22 protein-coding genes are annotated in these 23,574 nt (G+C 59.3%); 11 read left to right on the forward strand and 11 right to left on the reverse strand.

Translation table 11 applies throughout. From position 1 onward, the window contains the following. Positions 1 to 57 precede the first annotated feature (57 nt). The 3 genes from ACGK9W_RS13915 to pedF all read right to left on the reverse strand — a co-directional run bounded on the left by ACGK9W_RS13915 (position 58) and on the right by pedF (position 3,501). A complete protein-coding gene (locus tag ACGK9W_RS13915; RefSeq protein ID WP_053113108.1) occupies positions 58 to 1,833 on the reverse strand; it encodes a PQQ-dependent methanol/ethanol family dehydrogenase in 1,776 nt (591 codons plus the stop codon). A gap of 193 nt (positions 1,834 to 2,026) precedes the next feature. Then, positions 2,027 to 2,983, reverse strand: a complete 957-nt coding sequence (locus tag ACGK9W_RS13920; protein WP_286801090.1) for an ABC transporter substrate-binding protein — start codon at positions 2,981 to 2,983, stop codon at positions 2,027 to 2,029. Positions 2,984 to 3,072: 89 nt separating this feature from the next. Next, the gene (gene pedF / locus ACGK9W_RS13925; RefSeq protein ID WP_230705617.1) at positions 3,073 to 3,501 is read right to left on the reverse strand and encodes a cytochrome c-550 PedF; all 429 of its coding nucleotides are present in this window, start codon (positions 3,499 to 3,501) and stop codon (positions 3,073 to 3,075) included. A gap of 260 nt (positions 3,502 to 3,761) precedes the next feature. Here pedF and ACGK9W_RS13930 point away from each other — a divergent pair, with 260 nt between their 5' ends. The 4 genes from ACGK9W_RS13930 to ACGK9W_RS13945 are packed head-to-tail and all read left to right on the forward strand — an operon-like array spanning position 3,762 to position 7,477. Next, complete coding sequence (locus ACGK9W_RS13930) at positions 3,762 to 4,934, forward strand: ABC transporter substrate-binding protein (RefSeq protein ID WP_286801091.1); 1,173 nt, start codon at positions 3,762 to 3,764, stop codon at positions 4,932 to 4,934. 41 nt (positions 4,935 to 4,975) lie between these two features. Further along, positions 4,976 to 5,950: a YVTN family beta-propeller repeat protein gene (locus tag ACGK9W_RS13935; RefSeq protein ID WP_273083503.1), complete on the forward strand. Its 975-nt coding sequence runs from the start codon at positions 4,976 to 4,978 to the stop codon at positions 5,948 to 5,950. Beyond that, positions 5,947 to 6,669, forward strand: a complete 723-nt coding sequence (locus ACGK9W_RS13940; RefSeq protein WP_273093934.1) for an ABC transporter ATP-binding protein — start codon at positions 5,947 to 5,949, stop codon at positions 6,667 to 6,669. Before ACGK9W_RS13935 ends, ACGK9W_RS13940 begins: the two co-directional genes overlap by 4 nt. 1 nt (position 6,670) lies before the next feature. Further along, positions 6,671 to 7,477, forward strand: a complete 807-nt coding sequence (locus ACGK9W_RS13945; protein ID WP_286801093.1) for an ABC transporter permease — start codon at positions 6,671 to 6,673, stop codon at positions 7,475 to 7,477. A gap of 208 nt (positions 7,478 to 7,685) precedes the next feature. Here the strand turns inward: ACGK9W_RS13945 and ACGK9W_RS13950 are convergent, their stop codons facing one another. The 3 genes from ACGK9W_RS13950 to ACGK9W_RS13960 are packed head-to-tail and all read right to left on the reverse strand — an operon-like array spanning position 7,686 to position 10,076. After that, positions 7,686 to 8,357, reverse strand: coding sequence for an ATP-binding cassette domain-containing protein (locus ACGK9W_RS13950; protein ID WP_273070180.1), 672 nt, complete (start codon positions 8,355 to 8,357; stop codon positions 7,686 to 7,688). Continuing rightward, positions 8,350 to 9,126 carry an ABC transporter permease subunit gene (locus ACGK9W_RS13955; protein ID WP_273093929.1) on the reverse strand — a complete coding sequence of 259 codons (777 nt, stop codon included), beginning with the start codon at positions 9,124 to 9,126 and terminating at the stop codon, positions 8,350 to 8,352. Before ACGK9W_RS13955 ends, ACGK9W_RS13950 begins: the two co-directional genes overlap by 8 nt. Next, the gene (locus ACGK9W_RS13960) at positions 9,123 to 10,076 is read right to left on the reverse strand and encodes an ABC transporter substrate-binding protein (protein ID WP_273093927.1); all 954 of its coding nucleotides are present in this window, start codon (positions 10,074 to 10,076) and stop codon (positions 9,123 to 9,125) included. Before ACGK9W_RS13960 ends, ACGK9W_RS13955 begins: the two co-directional genes overlap by 4 nt. Positions 10,077 to 10,447: 371 nt before the next feature. Here ACGK9W_RS13960 and ACGK9W_RS13965 point away from each other — a divergent pair, with 371 nt between their 5' ends. Beyond that, positions 10,448 to 11,125, forward strand: a complete 678-nt coding sequence (locus ACGK9W_RS13965; protein ID WP_062786421.1) for a response regulator transcription factor — start codon at positions 10,448 to 10,450, stop codon at positions 11,123 to 11,125. 79 nt (positions 11,126 to 11,204) lie between these two features. Here ACGK9W_RS13965 and ACGK9W_RS13970 read toward each other — a convergent pair whose 3' ends face one another. From ACGK9W_RS13970 to ACGK9W_RS13985, 4 genes are all read right to left on the reverse strand, one after another. Next, positions 11,205 to 13,466 carry a NahK/ErcS family hybrid sensor histidine kinase/response regulator gene (locus ACGK9W_RS13970; protein ID WP_273073175.1) on the reverse strand — a complete coding sequence of 754 codons (2,262 nt, stop codon included), beginning with the start codon at positions 13,464 to 13,466 and terminating at the stop codon, positions 11,205 to 11,207. Next, positions 13,444 to 14,613 carry a nitric oxide-sensing protein NosP gene (gene nosP / locus ACGK9W_RS13975; RefSeq protein ID WP_405421074.1) on the reverse strand — a complete coding sequence of 390 codons (1,170 nt, stop codon included), beginning with the start codon at positions 14,611 to 14,613 and terminating at the stop codon, positions 13,444 to 13,446. The genes ACGK9W_RS13970 and nosP overlap by 23 nt, the downstream gene beginning before the upstream one ends. Positions 14,614 to 14,852: 239 nt before the next feature. Continuing rightward, on the reverse strand, positions 14,853 to 15,953 hold the full coding sequence (locus ACGK9W_RS13980; RefSeq protein WP_053113117.1) for a porin: 1,101 nt from the start codon (positions 15,951 to 15,953) through the stop codon (positions 14,853 to 14,855). 187 nt (positions 15,954 to 16,140) lie between these two features. After that, positions 16,141 to 17,547 carry a WS/DGAT domain-containing protein gene (locus ACGK9W_RS13985; protein ID WP_092030609.1) on the reverse strand — a complete coding sequence of 469 codons (1,407 nt, stop codon included), beginning with the start codon at positions 17,545 to 17,547 and terminating at the stop codon, positions 16,141 to 16,143. 324 nt (positions 17,548 to 17,871) lie between these two features. On the opposite strand from ACGK9W_RS13985, the gene ACGK9W_RS13990 reads away from it, so the two are divergent. Together ACGK9W_RS13990 and ACGK9W_RS13995 are read left to right on the forward strand one after the other, a co-directional pair. Further along, positions 17,872 to 18,795 (forward strand): alpha/beta hydrolase, encoded by a 924-nt coding sequence (locus ACGK9W_RS13990; RefSeq protein ID WP_008170999.1) that lies wholly within the window; start codon positions 17,872 to 17,874, stop codon positions 18,793 to 18,795. Positions 18,796 to 18,878: 83 nt separating this feature from the next. Then, positions 18,879 to 19,628: an FFLEELY motif protein gene (locus tag ACGK9W_RS13995; protein ID WP_053113119.1), complete on the forward strand. Its 750-nt coding sequence runs from the start codon at positions 18,879 to 18,881 to the stop codon at positions 19,626 to 19,628. Positions 19,629 to 19,648: 20 nt separating this feature from the next. Here ACGK9W_RS13995 and ACGK9W_RS14000 read toward each other — a convergent pair whose 3' ends face one another. After that, positions 19,649 to 19,927, reverse strand: coding sequence for a polyhydroxyalkanoic acid system family protein (locus tag ACGK9W_RS14000; RefSeq protein ID WP_014578400.1), 279 nt, complete (start codon positions 19,925 to 19,927; stop codon positions 19,649 to 19,651). 125 nt (positions 19,928 to 20,052) lie between these two features. On the opposite strand from ACGK9W_RS14000, the gene ubiE reads away from it, so the two are divergent. Genes ubiE through hisI form a run of 4 tightly spaced genes read left to right on the forward strand, consistent with a single transcriptional unit; the run spans position 20,053 to position 23,569 of the window. Beyond that, positions 20,053 to 20,844 (forward strand): bifunctional demethylmenaquinone methyltransferase/2-methoxy-6-polyprenyl-1,4-benzoquinol methylase UbiE, encoded by a 792-nt coding sequence (gene ubiE, locus ACGK9W_RS14005; protein WP_014578401.1) that lies wholly within the window; start codon positions 20,053 to 20,055, stop codon positions 20,842 to 20,844. Then, on the forward strand, positions 20,844 to 21,485 hold the full coding sequence (locus tag ACGK9W_RS14010; RefSeq protein ID WP_104270851.1) for an SCP2 domain-containing protein: 642 nt from the start codon (positions 20,844 to 20,846) through the stop codon (positions 21,483 to 21,485). The genes ubiE and ACGK9W_RS14010 overlap by 1 nt, the downstream gene beginning before the upstream one ends. Further along, positions 21,482 to 23,125, forward strand: coding sequence for a ubiquinone biosynthesis regulatory protein kinase UbiB (gene ubiB / locus ACGK9W_RS14015; protein ID WP_405417209.1), 1,644 nt, complete (start codon positions 21,482 to 21,484; stop codon positions 23,123 to 23,125). Before ACGK9W_RS14010 ends, ubiB begins: the two co-directional genes overlap by 4 nt. A 27-nt stretch (positions 23,126 to 23,152) precedes the next feature. Then, positions 23,153 to 23,569: a phosphoribosyl-AMP cyclohydrolase gene (hisI, locus tag ACGK9W_RS14020; protein ID WP_405417211.1), complete on the forward strand. Its 417-nt coding sequence runs from the start codon at positions 23,153 to 23,155 to the stop codon at positions 23,567 to 23,569. Positions 23,570 to 23,574: the final 5 nt, after the last annotated feature.

Here is a 23,574-nt window from a genome sequence, read left to right on the forward strand (position 1 = left end):
GACAGCTCAATAAAAAAGGTCGCCCCAGGGCGACCTTTTTTTTCACTTTCGCTTGGATCAGTTGCTGGCAACCCGATCCTTCGGCAGCTTGAAGGTCCAGACCATACCGCCCTGGTTGAAGTCCTTCACTACCTTGGCCACTTCGCCACCCCAGAGCGGAACCGCGCCACCCCAGCCGGACGCCACAGAGACGTACTGCTCGCCATCCATGGTCCAGGTGATGGGCGTGCCCACGACACCGGAACCGGTGTTGAAGCGGTAGAGCTCTTCGCCGGTCTTGGCATCAAACGCCTTCAGATGGCCCTCGGGCGTACCGGTGAACACCAGACCACCGGCCGTTGTCATCACGCCACCCCACAGCGGTGCGGTGTTCTCGTAACGCCAGACTTCCTCACCGGTTTTCGGATCCATGGCCCGAAGTACGCCGATGTAGTCATCGTTGGCCGGCTTGATGGTGAACCCTGCACCCAGGAACGCAGCGCCCTTCTTGTAGGAAACAGGCTCGTTCCAGATATCCATGGACCACTCGTTCGAGGGCACGTAGAACAGACCGGTCTGCTGGCTGAAGGCCATGGGCATCCAGTTCTTGCCGCCGAGGAAGGCTGGCTGAGCCAGAACCATTTCACCCTTGCCACCTTCCATATCGGCAGGATTGCCCGGGCGTCCGCCCTCGGTGTAAATCGGACGGCCGGTCTTCGGATCCAGGCCCTCTGCCCAGGTGATCTTGTCCACGAACGGGAAGCCACGAATAAAGTCACCGTTCTCGCGGTTCAGTACGTAGAAGAACCCGTTACGGTCGGCGGTGGCCGCTGCTTTCACGGTTTTACCGTTCTCTTCGTAGTTGAAGGAGATCAGTTCGTTAACACCATCATAGTCCCAGCCATCGTTCGGGGTGGTCTGGAAGTGCCACTTGATGCTGCCGTCGTCCGGATCAATCGCCAGTCGGCTTGAGGAGAACAGGTTGTCGCCGGGGCGCAGGTGCGAGTTCCAGGGCGCCGGGTTACCGGTACCAAAGAACAGGGAATCGGTGTCCGGATCGTAGGTGCCGCCCAGCCAGGTAGCCGCGCCGCCGTTCTTCCACATTTCGCCGGGCCAGGTCACGCCTGCCTTGCCACCGGAAATGCCGTTTTCGATCTTTTTGCCATCCTTGTAGACATAGCCCATATGGCCTTCTACCGTCGGACGGGTCCATACCAGATCACCGGTATTGGCATCGTAGGCTTCCACCTTGCCGACAATACCGAATTCACCACCGGAAACGCCGGTAATGACCTTGCCCTTGATGACCATGGGCGCGGCGGTGATTGCATAACCGGCCTGGTAATCGGCCACCTTCTTGATCCACATCGGCTTGCCGGTGTCCTTGTTCAGGGCAACCAGTTTGGCGTCCAGGGTACCGAAGATCACCTTGTCGCCGTAGATGGCGGCACCGCGGTTCACCACGTCACAGCAGGGCATGATGCCATCGGGCAGACGGGCATCGTACTGCCAGATTTCTTCGCCGGTCCTGGCATCGATGGCATAGATGCGGGAGTAGGAGGCGGTCACGTACATGACGCCGTCCTTGATCAGCGGCTGGGATTCCTGGCCGCGCATTTTTTCGCTGCCGAAGGAGAAAGCCCAGGCCGGCTGCAGATACTGAACGTTGCTGGTGTTCAGATCTTCCAGAATGCTATAGCGCTGTCCCTGGGTACCCATGCCATAGCTGACAATGTCTTCAGGGGTCTTGTGATCGTTGATGATGTCTTCGTCGGTTACCGCATGGGCCCCGTAGGAAACAGCCATGGCCAGGGCGCTGGCCGCAATGCGAATCCCGAACTTGTTGGTTCTCATGGTTGCGCTCTCCAAGTCTCTTGTTTTCAGTTCTCTTGAGTTCGTTTCAGGCCGAACCGGGAACTTTTCCCGCCTCTGATACGATTCTTCGCCTCGGGGGCAAAACCAACAATTGCTCGCCGGAACAGGTTTTCTCATCACTTGGTAGTACGACTACACCGGATCTTCCGGCCCCGGCGTTCGGGGCAAACCCTCAGAGATCCCCTTCAGCCCTGGCGATAGCCTGCTCATCCAGAAATTCCCGGTAATAACCCGGCACGCTGTATCGGAGTTTCTGGCTGGCCATCAGCTCGTTCATCTCGCCGGTCTTCACCAGCCTGTCGATGATGGCTTCAAGGGCATAGCCCAGCTGGCGATGGGTGTGTTTGATCGCCATACCCACATCCCATACCTGTTTGCCGATACCCGGAAACCCGTTTCCAGCGGCTTCGAACATGGCGTTCTCGGATTTGGCCAGTTCGTGATCGATCTCCGAGCGCATACCCATGACGGCACTTACTTCACCCTTGCGCATGGCCTCGAACGCGTCCGCCACGTTGGTGTAATGGCGAACCTGTTCCCGCATGCGGCCGCCGAACGCGGAGGTCAGATAAAAATCAGGCAAGGTATCTATCTCGACGCCAATACGGTTGTATTGAAAAACCGCCACGGTTTCGACGGCATCGAGCTTTTCGGGGTTGTAGGCAATCTGCCAGGTTTCCTGCTGATAGGGGCCGAACAGAACGACCTGTTCGTTGATGTACTCACCGGTGGAATCCTGCATGTAGGCATAGGTCTTGTCGTAGGGCACCCGGAGCATCACATCCGCAAGCCGCTGTTTGGCCAGGTAGTGCCCTTTCCAGACGTTGTTACGCAAGTCGTCTCCGAGATTCTCGTCGGGGATGATCCAGTGCACCTTGAACTCAACGCTCATTTCCTCGGCAATCCGCCGCCCGAGTTCGATGTCGATACCCATTGGCTCACCATCAACCTCGTAGGAATAAGGCGGGAAATTCTCATAGACACCGACCTTCAGGTAGCCGGAATCCAGGATGATGTCGTAGGTGCGCTCCGCAGGCCGGTTGAGCAATTCGTTCCCGTCGTTAACCTCCTGGGCCAGGACCACCTGGGCGAACAGCAACAGGGCAAGTATTCCAAGTAGACTTTTCATTGTTTTCTCCCTCCTTTTCTCCCAACGACGAAGGGCCGGCACAGGGCCGGCCCGAATTCAGGCGCTCGTTTTGACAGTAGCCGCGCTCATCACTCTGGCTTGGGCAGGGATTCCACATAGGTGCGGATTGCCCACATGGCGTTCTGGTCCATGCTCTTTTTCCAGGACGGCATTCCGCGATCGGTACCGTTCATAACGCGTCCGATGTAGTACTCGTCATCCCACTCGGTCAGTTCGCGAAGATCCGGCGTGAGACCGCCGGACATCGCCCGAATGCCATGGCACGCGGCGCAGTTGCCAGCGTAGGCACTCTCGCCGATTTTCGCGGCCTGGGCGTTGAACTCGCCGAATTCATTGCCCTCGCGGAAGGGGTTCTCGATGCGCACCTCATCGCCCAGCTCCGGCAGGTTGCCCGTATCCACTTCCTGTGGTGTGACATTGCCGTGGGCAATAGCGAAGCCGGCCAGGCCAAACATGGCCGAAGCCACGATGGTTTTGAGTGAAAAGGACATTGCCATTGGTCTTACCTCTGTTATTGGATTCCCCGTGGTTGGCTATTGGATTTGTCAGTTGCCAACTTGCTGACCACCAGTCTAGGAATCCCCATGTCCAATCCGAATGCCACTTTGGGGGTTTTGGCTTAGTTCCTTGGTAGTAGATTTTTGGTCCCCGAGAGGAAATCTCATCCTTTGGTACTGCCTGATTCCTACTTTCTGAATATTTCCGGGCGTTTCCCCCTTCCATAAGCTGGAAGCACAACAACAAACCGGAGAATCCCATGTCTTTTCTGTCCCGGACGGCGGCCACTTCACTGGTAACGCTGGCGCTGACAAGCCCGATAAAGGCGGAATCCCTGGATGTGCAGATCGGCTACCTGCAGTGGGTGCCAGACCAGGGGCCGGTGCTTTCCAATGTGATTCCGGAACCTGAAGACGCCGGTTTGCGAGGGGCTGAACTGGCCATCAACGACAACAGCACAACCGGCAAGTTTCTGGGCCAGGCCTACTCACTCCGGAGTGAGGTTGCCGATTCGGAAGAAGCGGCCATCGCGGCCTTTGATGCCATGCGTGAGAGCGGCATTGAGCTCTTCGTGGTGAACGCTCCGGCCCAGACCTTGAAGACCATCACGGGCAAGAGCGGCGACAACACCCTGGTCTTCAACGCTGGCGCCAAGGACGATGCCCTGCGCACCGGCCAGTGTCACGTGAACCTGCTGCACACCATCCCCAGCTATTCGATGCTCACCGACGCCCTGGGCCAGTGGCTGAATAAGCGACGCTGGGATGAGGTTTTCCTGATTACCGGGCCGACTGAAGCAGACAAGGGCTGGGCCGATGCCTTCCGCCGTTCCGCCAAGCGCTTCGGGCTGGAGATCGTCGAAGACAAGCCCTGGACCTTTGACGCCGACCTGCGCCGTACCGCCTCCAAAGAACTACCGCTGTTCACCCAGGCCAGTGATTATGATGCGGTTGTAGTCGCTGATGTACGGGGCGATTTTGGCGAGTACGTGCCTTTCAACACCTGGCTGCCGCGCCCGGTGGTGGGCACCCAGGGCATGTCACCGGTCACCTGGCATCGGGTGGTGGAAAGCTGGGGTGCCGCGCAACTTCAAAACCGTTTCCGCGAATTGGCTGGGCGGGATATGAACGGTGAAGACTACGCGGCTTGGGCTGCCATTCGGTCAATGGGTACGGCAGTGACCGACCTGAATTCTGCGCACCCCACCGACATCCGAAATTTCCTGTTCAGTGACAAATTCCAGCTGGCCGCGTTCAAGGGCCGCAAACTCACCTTCCGCGACTGGAACGGCCAGCTGAGACAGCCGATTCCACTCGTGCATCCCCGGGGGCTGGTAGCACGAGCTCCTTTTGAAGGCTTCCTGCACCCGAATACCGAAATGGACACCCTCGGCTTCGACAGACCTGAAAGCGAGTGCCGGATTAACGGCTGAGCCCATGCCGGCCAACGTTCAAAACAAAAAGGAGTCACACCATGAAAACCCTGTTCAAACAGACCGCACTGGCCGCCATGATCGGCCTGTCGACACCGGCACTGGCCAGCGTGGCCTATGTGTCCAACGAGAAAGATAACACCCTGTCGGTGATTGATACCGAAACCCAGGAAGTGATTGAGACCATCAGTGTCGGCCAGCGGCCCCGGGGTATCCTGCTGTCCAAAGACTTTACCAAGCTGTACATCTGTGCCAGCGACGACGACACGGTTCAGGTGCTGGATCTGGCCACCCGCAAGATTGTGGACACCCTGCCTTCCGGTGAAGATCCGGAGCAGTTCGCGCTGCACCCGAATAACAAGCACCTCTACATCGCCAACGAGGACGACGCCATCGTGACGGTGGTGGATGTGGATACCAAGGATGTTCTGGCCCAGATCGATGTGGGCATTGAGCCGGAGGGGATGGCGGTGAGCCCGGACGGCAAGTGGGCGGTAAACACCTCCGAAACCACCAGCATGCTGCACTGGATCAACACCGAGACCTTCGAGATCGAGAAAAACATTGTGGTGGGTCAGCGCCCGCGCCACGTGGAGTTCAGCAAGGACAGCAAGATTGCCTGGGCCTCCGCCGAAATCGGCGGCACCGTGCACATCATCGATGTCGACAACCTGGAGCAGATTCACGAGATGTCCTTCAAGGTGCCTGGCGTTAATCAGGATCGGGTCCAGCCGGTGGGTATTGAACTGACGTCCAATGGCAAATACGCCTTCGTAGCGCTCGGCCCCTCCAATCATGTAGCGGTTGTTGATGCCCAGACCTATGAAGTCCTGGATTACCTGCTGGTGGGCGCCCGGGTGTGGCAGCTGGATCTGGACAAGGACGAGAAGCACCTCTACACCACCAATGGTGTGTCCGGCGATGTATCCGTGATCGATGTGGAAGACCTGAAGGTCATCAAATCCATCAAGGTAGGCCGCTACCCCTGGGGTGTGGTCATCGATCCGACGTCATGACCATCGAAGCGAGCAACCTCAGCTTTCGTTACGGCGACAAGCCGGTGCTCCGGGAGGTCAGCTTTACGCTGACCTCTGGCCGTTTTCACGCGCTGCTCGGGCCCAACGGCGCCGGCAAATCAACCCTGTTTGGTTTGCTCACCCGACTGCTGGCCCTGCAGCAGGGCGAACTCCTGCTGGCCGGGCAGTCCCTGAAAAAACAGCCGGCCGAGGCCATGCGTCAGATCGGCGTCGTATTCCAGCAGAACGCCCTGGACCTTGATCTGACCGTGCGCCAAAACCTGCAATACCACGCCGCGTTGCACGGTCTGTCCCGCAAGGAAGCCAGGGTTCGGGTTGATCGGGAACTGGAACGCTTTAGCCTTGAGGACCGGGCCAACGACGCTGTCCGCCAGCTCAACGGCGGCCATCGTCGGCGAGTGGAAATAGCACGGGCCCTGCTTCACAACCCTTCCCTGTTGTTGCTGGACGAGCCGACGGTGGGCCTGGATGTCGCCAGCCGCAAAGCGCTCAACGAGCACGTGCGAACCCTGTGCGACGAAGACGGACTGACCGTGCTCTGGGCCACGCACCTGATTGAAGAAGTCCGCGCCGACGACCGCGTGCTGATCCTGCATCAGGGCCAGTTGCTCGCCGACGGCAACGGCCAGGCCATCTGCGACGCCGAAGGCACCCGCGACCTGGCTGAAACCTTCCATGCCCTGATCGGAGCCGGCTGATATGAACGCAGCGCACTACTGGCACTGTTTTGTTGGCATCCAGACCCGTGAATGGCTGCGGTTCTGGCAGCAGCGCACTCGCTTTGCCAGCGCCCTGGTCCGGCCACTGCTTTGGCTGGTGGTGTTTGCCGCCGGGTTCCGGGCGGTTCTTGGCATTTCCATCATTCCGCCCTATGAAACCTACATCACCTACGAGACCTACATTGCCCCCGGGCTATGCGGCATGATCATCCTGTTCAACAGCATGCAGGGAGCCCTGTCCATGGTGTACGACCGGGAGCTAGGCAGCATGCGGGTGCTGCTCATGAGCCCCCTGCCCCGGCCGTTCCTGCTGGTCACCAAACTGCTGGCCATGGGCGTGGTGTCCATTGGCCAGGTGTATGTGTTCCTGCTGCTGGCACTGCTGGTGGATGTGGAGCCACCGCTATGGGGTTACCTCGCGGTGTTGCCAGCGCTGATTCTGACCAGTCTGATGCTTGGCGCTCTGGGCCTGCTGATCGCCACCTGGATCAAACAGCTGGAGAACTTCGCCGGGGTGATGAACTTTGTCATTTTCCCGATGTTCTTCATGTCCTCGGCGCTCTATCCGCTCTGGCGCATGAACGAGGCCAGCCCCTGGCTGTACTGGATCTGCCAGTTCAATCCGTTCACCCACGCGGTCGAGGCGATCCGCTTCTCGCTGTACCTGGAGTGGAATCCGATGGCTTACGGGATTACCGCCGGTGTGACGGCGGTGCTAGCGCTACTGGCCACGGCAGGCTTCCGGCCCCAACGCACCAGGATAATTGGGGCTTCCAAGCCGGCTTGATTTGGTGCCAGTGGTCAGCGCGGAGAAGGTTTCCAAAACACGCTCCTTACGGCACATCCCTGTGACGCTTGGGCTCCGCCATCCCTGGCTCCGCACAGTTTTGGAAACCTTCTCCCCGCTGACCACCCATACTCCGTGCAAACCGCCAACACAGGTAGGTCGGATTAGCAAAGCGTAATCCGACAGACTGCGGACACCCTCGATCAACCTAAGAGCCCGTCAAATCCAGATCACGAAGGCGCCCAAGAAGCCCATCGACCAGCCCAGGCTCTGCCAATACATCGTCCCACTGCAGTCGCGCAGGCTTGCCGTCGAGATACCACAGGCGGTTCGCCAATATCTCTGCATCACCGCCATCATGGGTAACGCAGATCATCGCCATATCAGGTTGCGAGTTCAGGATTCCGGCGATCAAGGCTTTCAGTTCGCCGGCCATGATGGGGTCCAGCGAGGCAAACGGCTCGTCCAGCAAGAGCAAGTCCGGTTTCACCGCCAGGCAACGGGCCAGGGCGGCTCTTCGGGCCATACCGAGTGACAGTTGGTCCGGGAGATAATGGCCGTATCCGGCCAGGCCAACCTGGCCCAGCAACGTCCCGGCCTCGTCATCGCTGGCACCAACCAGCCTGAGATTGGCGTGTAAAGTCCGCCATGGCAGCAGGCGATGCTCCTGAAACAGGTAGCCCACCCGGAGCTGCTCCCGGCCGATAACGGCGCTCTCTGGCACCGATTTATCGAGACCGGCAATGGCGTTCAGTAACGTGGTCTTGCCGATTCCCGAGGGTCCCAGCAGGCAGATGCGGTCGCCTCGCGCAATGGTTGCGAAGACCTCTCCGAGCACCGGCTGGCCGAAATCGCGGCCGGCGATTCTGAGTTCAAGCATGGGCGGCCTCCGGTTGTCGCCAGCGACTGGATCGGCGCTCAAGAGGCTGAAGTATGGCCAGTTCAATCAGCTGGACGATGGCAATAAACGCCAGGCTGTAGGCAAGAATGGCGGCCACGTCGAAAACCTGAAACGCCATATGCAACTGGAAGCCAACGCCGCTGGAACGGCCGAGCAGCTCCACCACCAGGACAATTTTCCAGATCAGGGCCAGGCCGCCCCGGGTAGCCGCCATGAGATAGGGAAACAGCTGGGGTACCCAGACTTCCCGCAACCGTTGCCACCGGGTGAACTCGTAAACAGTGGCCATCTCCTCGAGCCTATAGTCCAGGCTGCGGGCGCCCTCCCGGACGGTAACCGCCACGTTGGGCACTTTGTTGATCACGACCGCCATCACGGCCGCCACTTCCACCAGGCCGAACCAGACATACATGAGGATGATGGTGACCAGGGCCGGCAGGTTCAATAAAAGCACCAGCAAGGGATCGAACAGGGCATTGGTGGTTTGCGAACGGCCCATGGCGATGCCGATAGCGGTGCCAATGATCATGGCCAGAATAAAGGCAACCACCACACGCCCGAGCGTCGCGCCCAGATGATGCCAGAGTTCGCCAGTCGCCGATTCACGAATCAGGGTGTCCAGCACGTTCAGGGGCGTCGGCAGCAACGGCGACTGAATTAGCCAGGCGATCAGTCCCCAGAACAGGACAAATAACGGCAGAACTACCCAGTAGCTCCACAGCGGCGGCCGGCCGGCACGGCCTTTCACGGCTGCCTCTGGTAAAACAGATGGGCCGGCATAAGGTTGTCCGGGTCGGCGCCGGTGAGGGTCATCAAACGCTGCAAGTCAGCGATTCTCTGGTCCGTTTGCGGCGCAGGCGTCCCGGCGACAAAGCCCTCTCGTAATGCTGCGAAAACACTGTCGTCCGGATCTCCCATGAGAGGACGCAAGCGCTGCCAGTAGGATGTACTCTCCGCCAGCTCGGCTTTGGCCTGTTGCAGGGAAGCAGCAAAACGATCAGTCAGCGGGCCGTTGTCCTGGGCCCAGCTCTCGGGAAAAACATAGCCAAGCACCGGCAGGTTGCGATCCAGGTCCAGCTCCGTGAGCAGGTCAGCCATACCAAACGCCGACCGCCAGCCGCCCTCACCTCTCAGGCGGGCCGCAAAATGCCAGTAGGTAACGATGACATCCACCTGCCCGCGTTTTAGCGCCTGGCTCAACAGAGGCGGAGCTGCGAACTGAAGTTGGGCGGATTCCTCCAGATTGATTCCCTGGCGCTGAGCCACCTTCTTGAGCAGTATCCAGCCCTTGCTATCCGGCCCGCCCGCAATACCAATGCGCTTGCCGGCCAGATCCGCCACCGAGCGAATCGTTGAGCTGTCAGCGACGACGATATCGCCAATCTGTGAGGAGAAAGGAACGTACAGGTAGGGCGTGCCGGCCTGGAATCGCGATTGGGCCCACAGCAGGTCGGCCACAGCACCGTGCACCGAGCCGCTGGTGACCGCCAGTCTGGAGGCCGGCAGGTTGGCCACCGGTTTCAATTCCAGCCGAAAGCCATGCTCCCGGTCCAGCTCCCGATGCAGGAGATGGTCGAGCTCCCAGTGGGCGGTGCCAAACTGCAACACGCTGACAGACAGCACGGGCAGGTCAGACGCTTCTTCCCGGGCATGGACACTGCCTGCGAGACTCAGGAAAAGACCCAGCACGGCGGCCATTCCCTTTTTGATCCAGGGATCGGCAAGCGAGGATCGGGAGACGGTCGTTATTGTTGGTTGTAGGCTCATTGCTCCACGATACGAAGCCCACAGCCTTGCAAGAATAGTACTTTGGTGCCTGTTTTTTGGTGCGATGGTCGCATTCAACCCGAGACCAAGATGGCGTGTAATGAAACCATCACAATAATAAACAGAGGATCGGAACCGATTCCGGCGATTCTCTGCACAGGAGGCCGCCATGCTGAACGAGCTCGAAGCCGCACTCTCTACCGAGAACTACCCTTCCGAAAACTGCCATCATGATTCTGAAAAAACGCTATCATGATTCGGAAGCCATTCCCGACACTGAAAACAAACAGGTAGACCCATCCATGGAGCCGGCTTACAAGATTCTGATTGCCGACGACCACCCACTGTTCCGCGAAGCCATCAGCAGCGTTATCGCCTCTGGCTTTGAGGGCAGCGAGATCATCGAAACCGACGATCTGGACAGCGCTCTCGACATTACCCGTGAGAATGACGACCTGGACCTGATCCTGCTGGACCTGAACATGCCCGGCATGCATGGTCTTAACGGCCTGATCACCCTGCGCAACGAAGCCCCGACGATTCCGGTGGTTATTGTCTCTGCCGAGGAAGACAAGCAGGTGGTGCTGCAGGCCATTACCTACGGCGCCTGCGGCTTCATTACCAAGTCCTCGCCCAGGGCCCAGATGACCGAGGCCATCCAGCAGATCCTGAACGGCAATGTCTATCTGCCTTCGGACATCATCCGAACCGGCAAGGAGAGCAATACTCGTCGTAGTCGCAATGAAGACAACCCGATTTCACCGGAGCTGCTCAACTCACTGACACGTCGGCAGCTGCTGGTGCTCGAGCGCATGTCCAAGGGCGAATCCAACAAGCAGATCGCCTATAACCTGAACATCGCCGAGACCACGGTGAAGGCCCATGTATCAGCGATACTTCGCAAGCTCGGGGTTCACAACCGCGTGCAGGCGATTCTCTCTGCCAGCGATGTGGATTTCAGTCAGTATCTGAAGCGGTAATAAGGTCAGGGTTTGACAGGCTAAAAGCAAAAAGGGTCAGGTGACATGTTCATCTGACCCTTTTCGTATGAGACCGCAGTCAGCTTCTCAGTAGATGACTCAGCGCACTGCGCAGCTTCAGAGGCTTCACCGGCTTGTTCATCAGCAGGTGCCCAAGTTCGCGGATATGCTGCTTGAGTTCATTGGTGTAGTTAGCCGTAATCATCACCACTGGCGCCGGACATCTCCGGCGGCCATTGATCTCCGCCACCACATCCACGCCGTTTTCATCGTTGTCCAGATGATAGTCCGCCAGGATCAGGTCCACTGCACTGGTAGCCGGATCCAGCTGACGCTCGAGATCCTCAAGGGACACCGCCGTCACCACCTGGCAGTCCCAACCTTCGAGCAGGGTTTGCATGCCCTGGCAAATAGACTGGTCATTGTCGATCACCCAGATCCGGGCACCGCCAAGACCACTATCGAAAGACGCGGCTCGATTCTGGTCGGCACCCGGTTGCCGGGGCTTCAGTTTGCCGACCGGGACCCGGACGCTGAAGACTGACCCCCTGCCCTCGATGGAATTCACCGTCACCTCGTGCCCAAGCATGCGGGATATCTTGTCCACGATGGCCAGACCAAGCCCAAGGCCTTTATCGGGTTGTGAGCCAGCCGGACGGATGCGTTTGAATTCCTGGAAGATCTCGGTGAGTTTGTCCTCGGGAATACCAGGGCCGGTATCCCACACCTGCAACAGGACATGGTCCTTTTGTCGACGGCAGCCAAGCAGAATCCGGCCGTTGCCGGTATAACGGATGGCGTTGGTCAGGAAATTCCGGAGGATCCGCGCCAGCAACTGGGAATCCGACTCCACAATCGCGGAGCTGGCAACGAAATCCAGTTGCAGCCCCTCGGCCGTGGCCATCTGCCGGAATTCCCGGGCGATGTTATTGAGCAGGTCCCGAAGATCAAAGGCGGTGACATCCGGTTTGATAACGCCGGCATCGAGCTTGGAAATATCCACCAGGGTGCCCAGAAGGTTTTCGACGTCGTCCAGAGAGGTACTGACCGACCGAACCAGGCCTTCCGCCTTGGGCCCGAACGACTGTTCCAGCAGAGCACTGGTAAACAACCGTGCGGCATTCAGAGGTTGCAGCAAGTCATGGCTGACCGCAGCGAGGAACTTGGTTTTCGAGAGATTGGCCCTCTCGGCCTCCAGCTTGGCATCCCGAAGCCGGGCTTCTACGGCAGCCCGTTCGGTGATTTCCTGGCGCAGCTGGTTGTTCAGGCCGGTCAGGGCCGCGGTGCGCTCCTTCACCCGTCGCTCCAGGTTGTCATAGGCCTGTTCCAGTGCCAGGGCGGTCTTGCGGCGGTCGGTGATGTCCCGTATCAACACAAAGAAACCGATGATGTCTCCCTGCTCATCGAAATTGGGAACGTAGGAGCGCAGCATGTGGCGCACCTCACCCTGCTCACCGGTCTCCTCGAATTCAAATGTGACATTGTGGCCGTCCATGACATCGAGGATCTGGGGCAGCAGCCGCTGGTAGAACTCGGGCGAATGTACCTCGTTGAGGCGCTTGCCGAGTGGCGACTCACCTTTGCGCCCGTACCAGGACTCGTAGACCTTGTTGCAGAACTGGATGGTCATATCGGCCCCGATGTAGGCAATCAGCGCCGGAACATGGTCGGTCACCACCCGAATCCAGCGCTCGCTTTCTTCGAGCGCCTTGATCCGCCGGGCCATTTCGCTGTTCTTCACATCGGTGATGTCGGAGTAGAGCACGACCAACCCGCCTTCCCGGGTCGGTCTCTCGGTAACCTGAACCCAGCGGCCGTTGGCCAGCAAGAACACCACGCCTTCCGAATCCGGATGGCTGTGTTCCTCCAGAACCAGACCGCAGGCCACCGCCTGCCGCTTCACTTCTGAAATACGGGTACCCTGGCCTGGCGCCTCAACACCGGCATGCCGCCAGTAGCTCCGGAACCGACTGTTGCTCTGGATCAGGCAATGCTGGTTATCAAACAGCACAAAGCCGTCGGCAATGCTCTCGATGGCATCGCTCAACCTCTGGCGGGTTGTCTCGGCTTCTTCCCGGGCCCGATTCAGGGCCTTGTTGCTGCCCTTGAGCTGTTCCATGGCCTGGTTCAACGCCTCGGTTCGCTCCCGAACCTGCTCGGCAAGCACCACCGAGTGCTCGAAGGCCGCGTAGGGCTCCGGCTTATGGGCAGAGCCGGACTCCACCCGGACAATCAGGGCATCGCGAATCCGCCGCAGGCGCTCGTTCTCCGCCTCAAGTTCGGCAATCCGGAGATCCCGCCTGTCTTCAACGGGTGCTTCAATCTTGTCCGGAACGGACATCAGGCTGGCCAATGACCACCCCCGTAAACGTCTGGTTGATGTGCATACCGTCGAACTGCTCGCCGTACGTGTTAAAGCCAATCACATTGTGGTGGCGGAGGAACTGGGAGACCGCTTCCACCTCCCCGGTGAGTTCAGCCTCCAGCCTGCGCAGAAAACAATCGCAGCCGATGGTCACCAGAGGTGGCCCCACAACCCGTTCTGCGGCTTCTATCTGGGTACGAACGCTGTCCAGCAGGGATTCCGGCTCCATGGCCGTCATCACGATTCCGGTTTCCACGGCGCAATAGAAAGTCAGACTCTTGTCCGGGTTCACCCGCTGCACCGAGCGGACAAAATAGTGGCCGCCGATTTTCACCCCCATGGGCCGTAGCGCGAACACCTTGCGATCCAGTGCTTCGACATCCACGCCAACGGCTCGGGCATAGGCATCGGCCGCCGGCTCTGCATTAAGCTCGAATACCGTGCGGCTTTCCGCGCAGGCGTCCGTCACCACCAGCTTTTCACTGCGTTCGACCATGTGGTGCGTGGAAAATACCCGGAAATCCAGCGGTGTATTTACCAGCAACACCGTGGCAGCTCCGGTATGGAACTGGCCGTCGTAGAACACGTGGGTGTTGGCCAGACGCTCATCGTCGCCGGCAGAACCGCCAAACTGGGGAATGGTGCCAAGGGCCGAGTTGAGCGTTGCCAGCACCAGCTCTTCACGGCTGGACAGGCCGTCCAGCAGCGTGATGGCAAAGGTGTTGCCTTTGACCGGCGCGAGTCTGGCATCCCGACAGGTCGAAAGCAGGCCGTCGATTACCCCCTGGGCATCCTGCAGGGTGAATCGGTCCAGCTCCCGGATCAGTGCGCAATCGATGGCGAAATAGCGGCTGTCAAACCCGATGGCGGTGATGCATCCACGTCCGTAGCCGTCCGGAGTGATCTCCCCGGCCGAAGTGCAGCCGCAGACACGCGCACCTTGAAAACTGTGCTCAAGGGCACTACCAAGTCGACCCAGGTCGTATTCCGCAGAACAGAAGAAGAGTACACAGCCAAGATGCTCGTGGCTGAGCTGGCTGGCGAGATTGGTGGCGGCCAACATGGGATCGCGAACGCTGGAGCTCGCTACCCGGACCGCAGGCAGGGTCGTCGCTGGCTTCATAAACGCGGTTCCCGAAAACGGATGACTTTTCACCGATTCTACGGCATCCGCAAACGCAGCCAATGCGACTTCAGTGCTTTTAATCGGCGCGCCAAAATGATCGTAAGCCATTGATTAAACTGCCTCCTGAATCAATGCCTGGTGGCGCTGCCGGTTTGCCTCAAGGCAAACCGGCACTTTAGTCTTAGACAAACCAGCGCAGCGAGAGGCCTCCTGCCACCCGCAACGCCAGGTAGGGCTTAGAACATCACGATGGCGCCAAGGGCGATGGTGTCCGCCTCAGTGGTGGTTGCACCGGTGGTGCGGTTGTTGTCTTCGTACATGTTGTACTCGGCAACCAGCTTGAAGTTGCTGTTTACATCGTGGAAGAACCCGAGCGTTGTGCTCTCGGTTTCCAGATTCAGGATTTCAGCGTCCGTCTCGCCGTAGGAAAGCACAACGCGATTGGCACCGAAGGCATAGGAGCCCTGAACCAGGAAGCCGTCGGCATCGTCTTCGGTCACCGCACCGTTGCCGATCAGAACCGGGTTGTCACCCTTGGAAGTAAAACCGGAAGCAGCCAGGGTCAGTCCCGCGACCGACGCCTTGATACCGTAGCCGAGGCCTGTGCTGTCGACGGTCGTGCTGCCATTTTCAGCAGACTGATAGCGCCCGTTCACCCAGCCGGTCAGGGCCACATCGTTCAGGTTGGCGTTGTAGGTTACCTCGGACTCGAAGCGGGGTGCGGCATTTTCGTCATTGGCACCGGTCACCGTATCGGCGGGATCCAGAACACCGGCCGCGACCTTGAGGCCGCCCATATCCGGCGAGCGATAGGTAATCTGGGCGGAAGGTGTCGGGTACGGATAGCCTGCGCGGATATTGCCGAAGGAAACGCCACCGGCGACGCCCGGGGAACCGAATCCCATCAGGATTTCGTCGAGGAAAATGTTGGAGCGGGCATACAGGCCGAAGTCCTTACCAATCAGCACCTGACCAAAATCGCCGTCTACCGTGGCATAGAACTGACGCACGTCGATGGCGGTGTCTGTGGGTGAATCAAGACTGTCATTGATGGTGGTCCAGAACGAAGAACGTCCGCCCAGGGTCAGATCACCCATATCCTTGCTGAAATTGAAGCCGATGGTGTTCGGCAGGAAGCCCATCTTGATGCGGGAATCCCGAACGTCGTTCTGCTTGTCGTCACGGTTTACGTAGAATGCATTGAAGTAGCCATCCACGGAAAAGCTGGTGCCGTCCTGGTTATACAGCTCAACAGCGGCATTGGCTCCTGCGCTGGCGCCCATGGCCGCTGCCATGGCAATCGCTAACCCTGACTTTCTGACGTTATTGTTTTTCATAGTTCCCCCGGTTGTTTTTGGAAATCTGGGATCGGAGGCCCGGATCATCCGGACGCCCCAGGCGCGGTCTGTCGCCTGAATTCCATGGTCGGTGATGCAAGGGAGGGGGAAAATGCTTCGACGGAGCAGGTTTTCTGCTCATTTGGGAGGCACTTGAATTGAAACTTTGGGAGTACGACCCGGCGGATCAGTCGCCGGGGAACTGAGCCAGTTCCTGCAGGCAGTCGTTGAGGAAGTCTTCGGGGTCGGCCATCACCGCCTCATCGGCAACGACGCCAAACTGCACCTGGTCGGCGTAGCTGACAATGCTGATACCCAAACCGATATCCCCGGCCTGGGGCACCCAGAACATCTGTTCGGTTATCCGGCAGCCGGCAATATACCGGGCCTCCGGAGTGCCGGGCACGTTGGACACCACGGCACTGGCCTTGCGGTAGAACACCTCGGCCAACGGCTCCCGCCAAGGCTCTGGAACAATCGTGGCGCTGGCCGCGAGACCCCAGGCAATGCCGGGCTGCCAGCTTTTCTTAAGACGGCGGGTTTCGTGCTTGATGCGGAAAAGTCGCTCGAGGGGACTTTCACCATCCACCGGCAAAGGTACAAACACGGTGCCAAAATAATTGCCCAGCGCGCCGGGTGCCGGCTTGAGCTCCTCGGGCAGGCGACTGCGAATATCCACCGGTACGGCGGCATGCAGCACGGCTTCATCGAGGTCCTCGCCTTCAATGCCCAGGCGGGTGCGCACAGCCGCCGCCACACAGCTCAGCAACACATCGTTGATGGTTACATTGGTAGCTCGGGCAATGTTTCTGAAGCGGTCGAGGGGCACTGGCTCGGACCAGCGACAATGTCGCCTCCCCAGCAACGGCTGCCTGAGATCCGTCGCCGTGTCTTCCGGCTCCACCAGGAACTCCGAAAATTCATTGACCAGCTTCAGGCTCTTCTGGGCGACCCGCTCCAGCAAGCGACCCGCGTCCTGCCATTGATTACCGGCGGACCGGTCTGCATTGCCAGCACCGTGGGATTCTTCAGAAGGCTCTTCGGATGCCATCAGTTGCCCGAACCAGGCCTTTGCCGCAGCCGTCCAGCGTGACAGCTCCGCGATTTCGGGGGCGCCGTAAATGGCGGGATGCTGCTGGGGAGAGGGCGGGCACAGTCGGTCAAAGATGCCCAGCAGAGACAGGCCATCGGCGTAACAGTGGTGAATGCGCAGCAGTAGCACCGCCCCACCCTCGGCATTGGGCGCAAGCCAGAATTTCCAGCGCGGGCGATACATGGGCAGAGGCTGGTTCAGACGCGCGGACACCCATTCCTGAAGGCTGTCGGGCGTGAAACGATCCACAACCACATCAAGGTGGTGGCTAACATCAAACGTCGGATCCTGCTCCCACCACCAGGCAGGTGAGCGCTTGACGGGCATGTACCGGAAACGCTCCCAGGCCATCCAGTACACCCGCAGAAACTCCCTGAAACGGGGCGCAGTAAGCCCATCAACCCGCAACATCACGGTGATGGTCATGGGGTTTTCCGGGCGTTCCAGGGCCAGCCAGGCCGAATCCGCAGGTAGCAGGAGATGCGATTGTTCGTGACTCAAACCCGAACGTCCCTGGAAAAGTGGTGAAGGTAAGTAAAAACCGAACTCCGCATTGTGCCAGACAAGCCCTTCCGGCTCCATATGCGGCACCAGCGTACGCTGTTACAAAAAATTACACGTGAGTAACTGTTCAGTCCTATACTGGTTATAAGCCGTAGTGCAATGGTTATTACGCGCTGTCGATCCGCGATCGATTGGCCCTGAGGGATCAAAAATTCTTTATTCAGGGCCAGTAACACAGCGAGATGATCAGGGTACAAAAGGCTTACCAGCACACCCTAATTCCAATAACAGGTCATTGCCTTGCTGGACGGGAGAGCAGTTATGAAAGCGAGCCACGTTCGCAAACTGATAAAACCGATTGAGAGCGCCTACTCGGAAATGTTCTCCGGGCGGGTGTATCGCGTTGGCAAAGGCGCTGTGTCCGTTCGCAACCACAGCGGCAAGGCCGAGCAGACCGTTGTCGGCGTGCACGGCTTTCTGGAGAACCACTGCTACTTCACCCAGGCCTATGAAGCGCCCACCACCGAATTGATCCTGCTCACCTGCAGCAATTACCACATCCCGGTGAACGGCGTGACCCCGGAGACCCCGGACTGGGAAGTGCCGATCAAGCACCTGGAAGGCACCATCGAATACGACGCCTGCATTCTCAATCAGGCGCTTTCCAGCCTGCCAACCACTGACAACATTCGGGTTCATGGTCATTCCCGTGGCGGGGCGGTGATCCTGGAGGCCATCAAGCAATGGCCAGAGCTGTATGACGACGTGGAAGTGGTACTGGAAGCACCCGTGCTCCCCAACGGCAGGCTGTCGGCGCTGGTGACCACCATTCTGGAACCTGTAAGCCACGGTATGTGGCCCTGGCTGATACGCCTGATCAACAGCGCTCCGTCGTCCGCCTACGGACAGACCTTCTTTGGCAAGATGAACCCGCGCAAGAAGCAACTGCTGAGCAAACTGTTTTCCGCCACCAAGGATCATCTGACCATTGTTCGTAACATCGAGAACATCATGGACTGGATGGCACGGACAGACACCAGCGTTTACAGCCATGTACGCCACGGCACCTTCCTGATTCCGGCGGTCGACCGCATTCTCGATCGTTCCTCCATGCTGGCCAGTGCGCGCCAGAGCCCGACCACCATGCGAATCGTCGAAACCGAGGCGCCGAGCCACTTCATCACCCTCGACAGCAAGGAATGGGTCCCGGGGTTCGAAACGCTGCCCGCCGCCGCACAGGGCTAATGCCCGGGCATTGCCCTACTGCAAGACCGCCGTAGCTCCGCTAAACTACGCTCTTTTCCTCAGGTTTAGTGGAGCCATCGCCCATGTACCGTGAGCGCCTCGTCGCTACCGAAGCCCGCTCCGAAAGCGCTCGCCGGCTGCAGCAACTGCTTCTGGACTACCATGATTTCCGGCGCCTGAAAGCCGAGCATCCGCTGATGGAACACGCCGTCTCCGTCGCCGACTGGCAGGCGGAGCGGCTGAAGTCGACCCATGAGGATCTTTATCGCCATCCCGGATATCACCACGGCCTCGAATTTCTGCTGACCGACCTCTACGCCCCGGCCGGCATGACCCGCCGGGACGACAATATTGATCGGGTGTTTCCCAAAATGGTGAAGTGGTTGCCAGATAATCTGCTGGACACCTTCGCCGGCCTCGTGGAACTGAACCTGATCACCCAACAGCTGGACCTGGAGCTCGCCGAACTGTTCCATCAGCAAGGTGTGTCTGCGCGGGCAATCACCACGGACGCCTATTGTGCAGCCTACCGGGAGAGCCGACGGCTGGCGCAGAGAGAGAAACAGATTACCCTGGTGGCAGACGTTGGCCAGCAACTTGATCGCTATGTCCGCAACCGCACCCTTGGATGGCTGCTATCGATGACCCGGGGCCCGGCAGAGATGGCCGATCTGACGGATCTGCACAGCTTCCTGCACCGGGGCTATTCCGCCTTCCGGAAGATGGACGATGTGGAGCTACTGATCGACCGGCTGGTTTCCCGGGAGCAGCGGGTAATGCGCAACATTCTCGACCATCACCCGGACCCGTTCAGCCTGCCGGAAAACCTCTGAGCCGGGGATAGTTGGCTGGCTCAGGCCTTGATGATCTGGTCCAGCTGGGAGTGGATTTCCTGCTCGATCCGCGATTTGAAGGGCCGCAGCATCATGCCCAGCTCCAGGTGAATGTGCAGGTCTGTCGGCGTGATGTTCAGGTGCCCCTTGACGCCACTGCGCTTGAACTTCAGGTGGTCGCCTTCCCACTCATAATGCACGTCAAACTGACTGGACAGGTCTTTGGCAAGGGATTCTGCGGCCTGCCTTGCGTGTTCTTGATCCAGGGTGTGCGGGCGATGTACATCAATTACAGACATGAAGCGGTTTTCTCTCGGATTTGGATAGATTTACAGTTTAGGGCGCTATTTAACTCACCGCCACCCTTGTAGCAACCCCGTCAGCGGTTAGAATACGGGGTTCAGATTCTGACAGGACATGCCCCATGAGCGAGCAGCAAACGCCAGCCAACCAGGCCGCAAACAGCAACGGCCAGGACGACGTAACCCATTTCGGGTTTCGCAATGTGCCCAAGAGCCAGAAAGCGAGCCAGGTGGCCGAGGTGTTCCACAGTGTGGCGGGCAAGTACGACCTCATGAATGACCTGATGTCCATGGGAATTCACCGGCTCTGGAAACGTTTCACCATTGAGCTTTCGGGCGTGCGTCCCGGCCACCAGGTGCTGGACATTGCCGGCGGCACTGGCGATCTCACCATGAAGTTTTCAGACCTTGTGGGTCCGTCCGGCAAGGTGGTGCTGGCCGACATCAATGCCTCCATGCTGCAGGTGGGCCGCAGCCGGCTGACCGATCGCGGCTATGCGGGCAACATTGAATACGTACAGGCGGATGCCGAGCATCTGCCGTTTCCGGACAACAACTTCAATGCGGTATCCATCGCCTTCGGTCTGCGCAATGTCACCGATAAAGACCAGGCCCTGCGCGACATGACCCGGGTTCTCAAGCCCGGCGGCAAGCTGATGATCCTGGAATTCTCCAAGCCGACCAATCCATTGCTGAGCAAGGCCTACGACACCTATTCCTTTTCCGCCCTGCCCCTGATGGGCCAGCTCATCGCCGGCGACAGTGAAAGCTACAAGTACCTGGCCGAATCCATCCGCATGCATCCCGACCAGGACACCCTCAAGGGCATGATGGAGAACGCCGGCCTGGTGAACTGCAAGTACTACAACATGACCGGCGGTATCGTCGCCCTGCACGTGGGAATCAAGCCCTGATGTTTCCCGGCCCCACCCTGCTTTCCGCTGTCTCCGCTATCCTGGAAAGTGCCCTGAACCGGGCACTGGAACTGGATCAGGCGGGGCATAGTGCCCTGATGGAAGCGTTGGCGGGGCCGGTTCAGTTCAATATCACCGACCCGATTGCCCTGACCTACACCCTGGACCGGGCCGGAAACCGCGTCCGCGTCGGCAGTCAGCCGGTCGAACAGCCAGCGCTCGAGATCACCGGCAAACCCATCGCCTTTGCAGCGCTGGCCACCGGCGATGACCGGGTCTTTGCCGACGGCCGTCTTGACGTGACCGGCGACACAGCGCTGGCCCATCAGCTGCAACGAGCCCTGAACCAGCTTGAACCGGATTGGGAAGCCGCCATGGCCCGGCACATCGGCGATGTGCCCGCACACTTCCTCGGCCAACGGGTTCGCGGCGCTATCCGATGGAGTCGACAGGCCTTTCAGTCCCTGAATGCCAACATCGAGGAGTATGTGCACGAGGAAAGTCGCGCCCTGCCCGGTCGGCGGGAGCTGGAAGCTACGTTCGAGGATATCGACGAACTGAACCTGCGCACGGAAAGACTGGAAGCGCGGCTTAATCTGATTGAAAACCGCGGCAAGACTGACGAATCGGAGAACCTGTGACCCGCCTGCAACGCCTGTTCCGAATTGCCTGGGTATTCTGCCGTTACCGGCTGGACACGTTCCTGCCTATCGCAGAGCTGCCCGCGCCCCTGAAGGTGTTTTTCCTGCTGGCGCCCTGGCACCTGTTCCCGCAACCGAAGCTCGATCGTGGCGACCGCCTTCGGCTGGCGCTGGAGGAACTGGGCCCCGTGTTCGTAAAGTTCGGCCAGATCCTCTCTACCCGAAGGGATCTTCTGCCGGACGACATGGCGGAATCCCTGAAGAATCTCCAGGACCGGGTACCGCCGTTCCCGAGCAATGAAGCCCGGAGCATTATCGAAACCTCCCTCGGTGCCCCGGTTTCGGACCTGTTTGCCGAATTCAGTCCGGACCCGCTTGCCTCGGCATCGGTTGCCCAGGTGCATGCAGCCACCCTGCGCAACGGCCAGAAGGTAGTCGTGAAAGTTCTGCGACCGGGCATAGAGAAGGTAATCCGTCAGGATCTGGCCCTGATGTACCTGATGGCTGGCCTGCTGGAAAAATACTGGTCCGAAGGCAAGCGCCTGCGCCCGGTGGAAGTGGTAGCCGACTACGATTCCACCATTCACGATGAGCTGGATCTCCAGCGCGAGGCCGCCAACGCCAGCCAGCTGCGCCGGAATTTCGAAAACTCCTCGCTGATCTACATTCCCTTTATCGACTGGGACTACACCCGCAAATCCGTGCTGGTGATGGAGCGGATTCACGGCATCCCCATTGCCGATACTGCGGCTCTGAAGGCCGCCGGCGTCGACATGAAGGTACTGGCCGAGAAAGGCGTGGAGATTTTCTTTACGCAGGTATTCCGGGACAGCTTCTTCCACGCCGACATGCATCCGGGCAACATCTTCGTGGACACCTCGAACCCGGCGGATCCCCGGTATATCGCGATCGATTTCGGCATCGTTGGCACCCTGGCACCGGATGACCAGAGCTATCTTGCCCGAAACCTTCTGGCCTTTTTCCGCCGGGATTATCGGCAGGTTGCGCAGCTGCATATTCAGTCCGGCTGGGTACCGCCCGACACGCCAGTGAACCAGTTTGAGGCGGCCATACGTACTGTTTGCGAGCCCATCTTCGAGAAGCCGTTGAAGGATATCTCGTTCGGCCACTTCCTGTTGCGCCTGTTCCAGACGGCACGGCGGTTCAATATGGAAGTGCAGCCCCAGCTCGTTCTGCTGCAGAAAACCCTCCTGAACGTTGAAGGTCTGGGCCGACAGCTGTATCCGGATCTGGATTTGTGGAGCACCGCGCAACCCTACCTCGAGACCTGGATGCGCAAACGCATTGGCCCTTCGGGGCTGATCAAGTCGCTGCAGTCGCACCTTCCCTCCTGGCTGGAACAGTCGCCGGAAATGCCCCAGCTGGTGCACGATGCGCTCTTGCAACTGCGGCAGGCGGGGCCCACCGAGCCCCAGAACCGGGCAACACTGGCGTTGCTCCGGGAGCAGCAGATCCGTACCGAGCGGCGTTGGCGGCGGGCGACATTGGCGGTACTGCTCATTGCCGGCGGCTTTCTGGGCACTCAGCCCGAGAGCCGGCAGTGGATTGAAAGCGTGCCTGCCTGGAGCTGGGCCCTGTTTGCCGTCGCCGGCGGGCTCATGCTCCGGGGCAGCCGATAACCGATAAAGATTTCAGGATTCACAAAAATGCAAAATAGCTCGGATAACGTCGAGACCCCTGACTGGCTGGATGCCATTCGCTGGACAGAGGACGGCCTGGTTCCGGCCATCGCCCAGGACGCCGACACCGGCGACATCCTGATGATGGCCTGGATGAACCGCGAGTCGCTCAGGCTGACCGCCGAAGAAGGCCACGCCGTATACTGGTCGCGCTCCCGGGGCAAGCTCTGGCGCAAAGGGGAAACCTCGGGGCACCAACAGGTCATCCGGGACATTCGACTGGACTGCGACGAGGACGTCATCCTGCTGAAAGTAGAACAAAAAGGCGGCATCGCCTGCCATACTGGCAGACGCAGCTGCTTCTACCGGACTTTGAAAAACGGTCAGTGGGTCAGCGTTGACCCGGTGATCAAGGACCCCGGCACTATTTACGGCAGCAACTGAGGAGC

The organism is Marinobacter flavimaris (assembly GCF_045057155.1).
GTDB classification, from domain to species: domain Bacteria; phylum Pseudomonadota; class Gammaproteobacteria; order Pseudomonadales; family Oleiphilaceae; genus Marinobacter; species Marinobacter manganoxydans.

What these genes read in the sequence shown, in the direction of transcription:
- ACGK9W_RS13915 (WP_053113108.1), bottom strand. Translation starts at nt 1,833, where the DNA reads ATGAGAACCAACAAGTTCGGGATTCGCATTGCGGCCAGCGCCCTGGCC.
- ACGK9W_RS13920 (WP_286801090.1), bottom strand. Translation starts at nt 2,983, where the DNA reads ATGAAAAGTCTACTTGGAATACTTGCCCTGTTGCTGTTCGCCCAGGTG.
- pedF (WP_230705617.1), bottom strand. Translation starts at nt 3,501, where the DNA reads ATGGCAATGTCCTTTTCACTCAAAACCATCGTGGCTTCGGCCATGTTT.
- ACGK9W_RS13930 (WP_286801091.1), top strand. Translation starts at nt 3,762, where the DNA reads ATGTCTTTTCTGTCCCGGACGGCGGCCACTTCACTGGTAACGCTGGCG.
- ACGK9W_RS13935 (WP_273083503.1), top strand. Translation starts at nt 4,976, where the DNA reads ATGAAAACCCTGTTCAAACAGACCGCACTGGCCGCCATGATCGGCCTG.
- ACGK9W_RS13940 (WP_273093934.1), top strand. Translation starts at nt 5,947, where the DNA reads ATGACCATCGAAGCGAGCAACCTCAGCTTTCGTTACGGCGACAAGCCG.
- ACGK9W_RS13945 (WP_286801093.1), top strand. Translation starts at nt 6,671, where the DNA reads ATGAACGCAGCGCACTACTGGCACTGTTTTGTTGGCATCCAGACCCGT.
- ACGK9W_RS13950 (WP_273070180.1), bottom strand. Translation starts at nt 8,357, where the DNA reads ATGCTTGAACTCAGAATCGCCGGCCGCGATTTCGGCCAGCCGGTGCTC.
- ACGK9W_RS13960 (WP_273093927.1), bottom strand. Translation starts at nt 10,076, where the DNA reads ATGGCCGCCGTGCTGGGTCTTTTCCTGAGTCTCGCAGGCAGTGTCCAT.
- ACGK9W_RS13965 (WP_062786421.1), top strand. Translation starts at nt 10,448, where the DNA reads ATGGAGCCGGCTTACAAGATTCTGATTGCCGACGACCACCCACTGTTC.
- ACGK9W_RS13970 (WP_273073175.1), bottom strand. Translation starts at nt 13,466, where the DNA reads ATGTCCGTTCCGGACAAGATTGAAGCACCCGTTGAAGACAGGCGGGAT.
- nosP (WP_405421074.1), bottom strand. Translation starts at nt 14,613, where the DNA reads ATGAAGCCAGCGACGACCCTGCCTGCGGTCCGGGTAGCGAGCTCCAGC.
- ACGK9W_RS13980 (WP_053113117.1), bottom strand. Translation starts at nt 15,953, where the DNA reads ATGAAAAACAATAACGTCAGAAAGTCAGGGTTAGCGATTGCCATGGCA.
- ACGK9W_RS13990 (WP_008170999.1), top strand. Translation starts at nt 17,872, where the DNA reads ATGAAAGCGAGCCACGTTCGCAAACTGATAAAACCGATTGAGAGCGCC.
- ACGK9W_RS13995 (WP_053113119.1), top strand. Translation starts at nt 18,879, where the DNA reads ATGTACCGTGAGCGCCTCGTCGCTACCGAAGCCCGCTCCGAAAGCGCT.
- ACGK9W_RS14000 (WP_014578400.1), bottom strand. Translation starts at nt 19,927, where the DNA reads ATGTCTGTAATTGATGTACATCGCCCGCACACCCTGGATCAAGAACAC.
- ubiE (WP_014578401.1), top strand. Translation starts at nt 20,053, where the DNA reads ATGAGCGAGCAGCAAACGCCAGCCAACCAGGCCGCAAACAGCAACGGC.
- ACGK9W_RS14010 (WP_104270851.1), top strand. Translation starts at nt 20,844, where the DNA reads ATGTTTCCCGGCCCCACCCTGCTTTCCGCTGTCTCCGCTATCCTGGAA.
- hisI (WP_405417211.1), top strand. Translation starts at nt 23,153, where the DNA reads ATGCAAAATAGCTCGGATAACGTCGAGACCCCTGACTGGCTGGATGCC.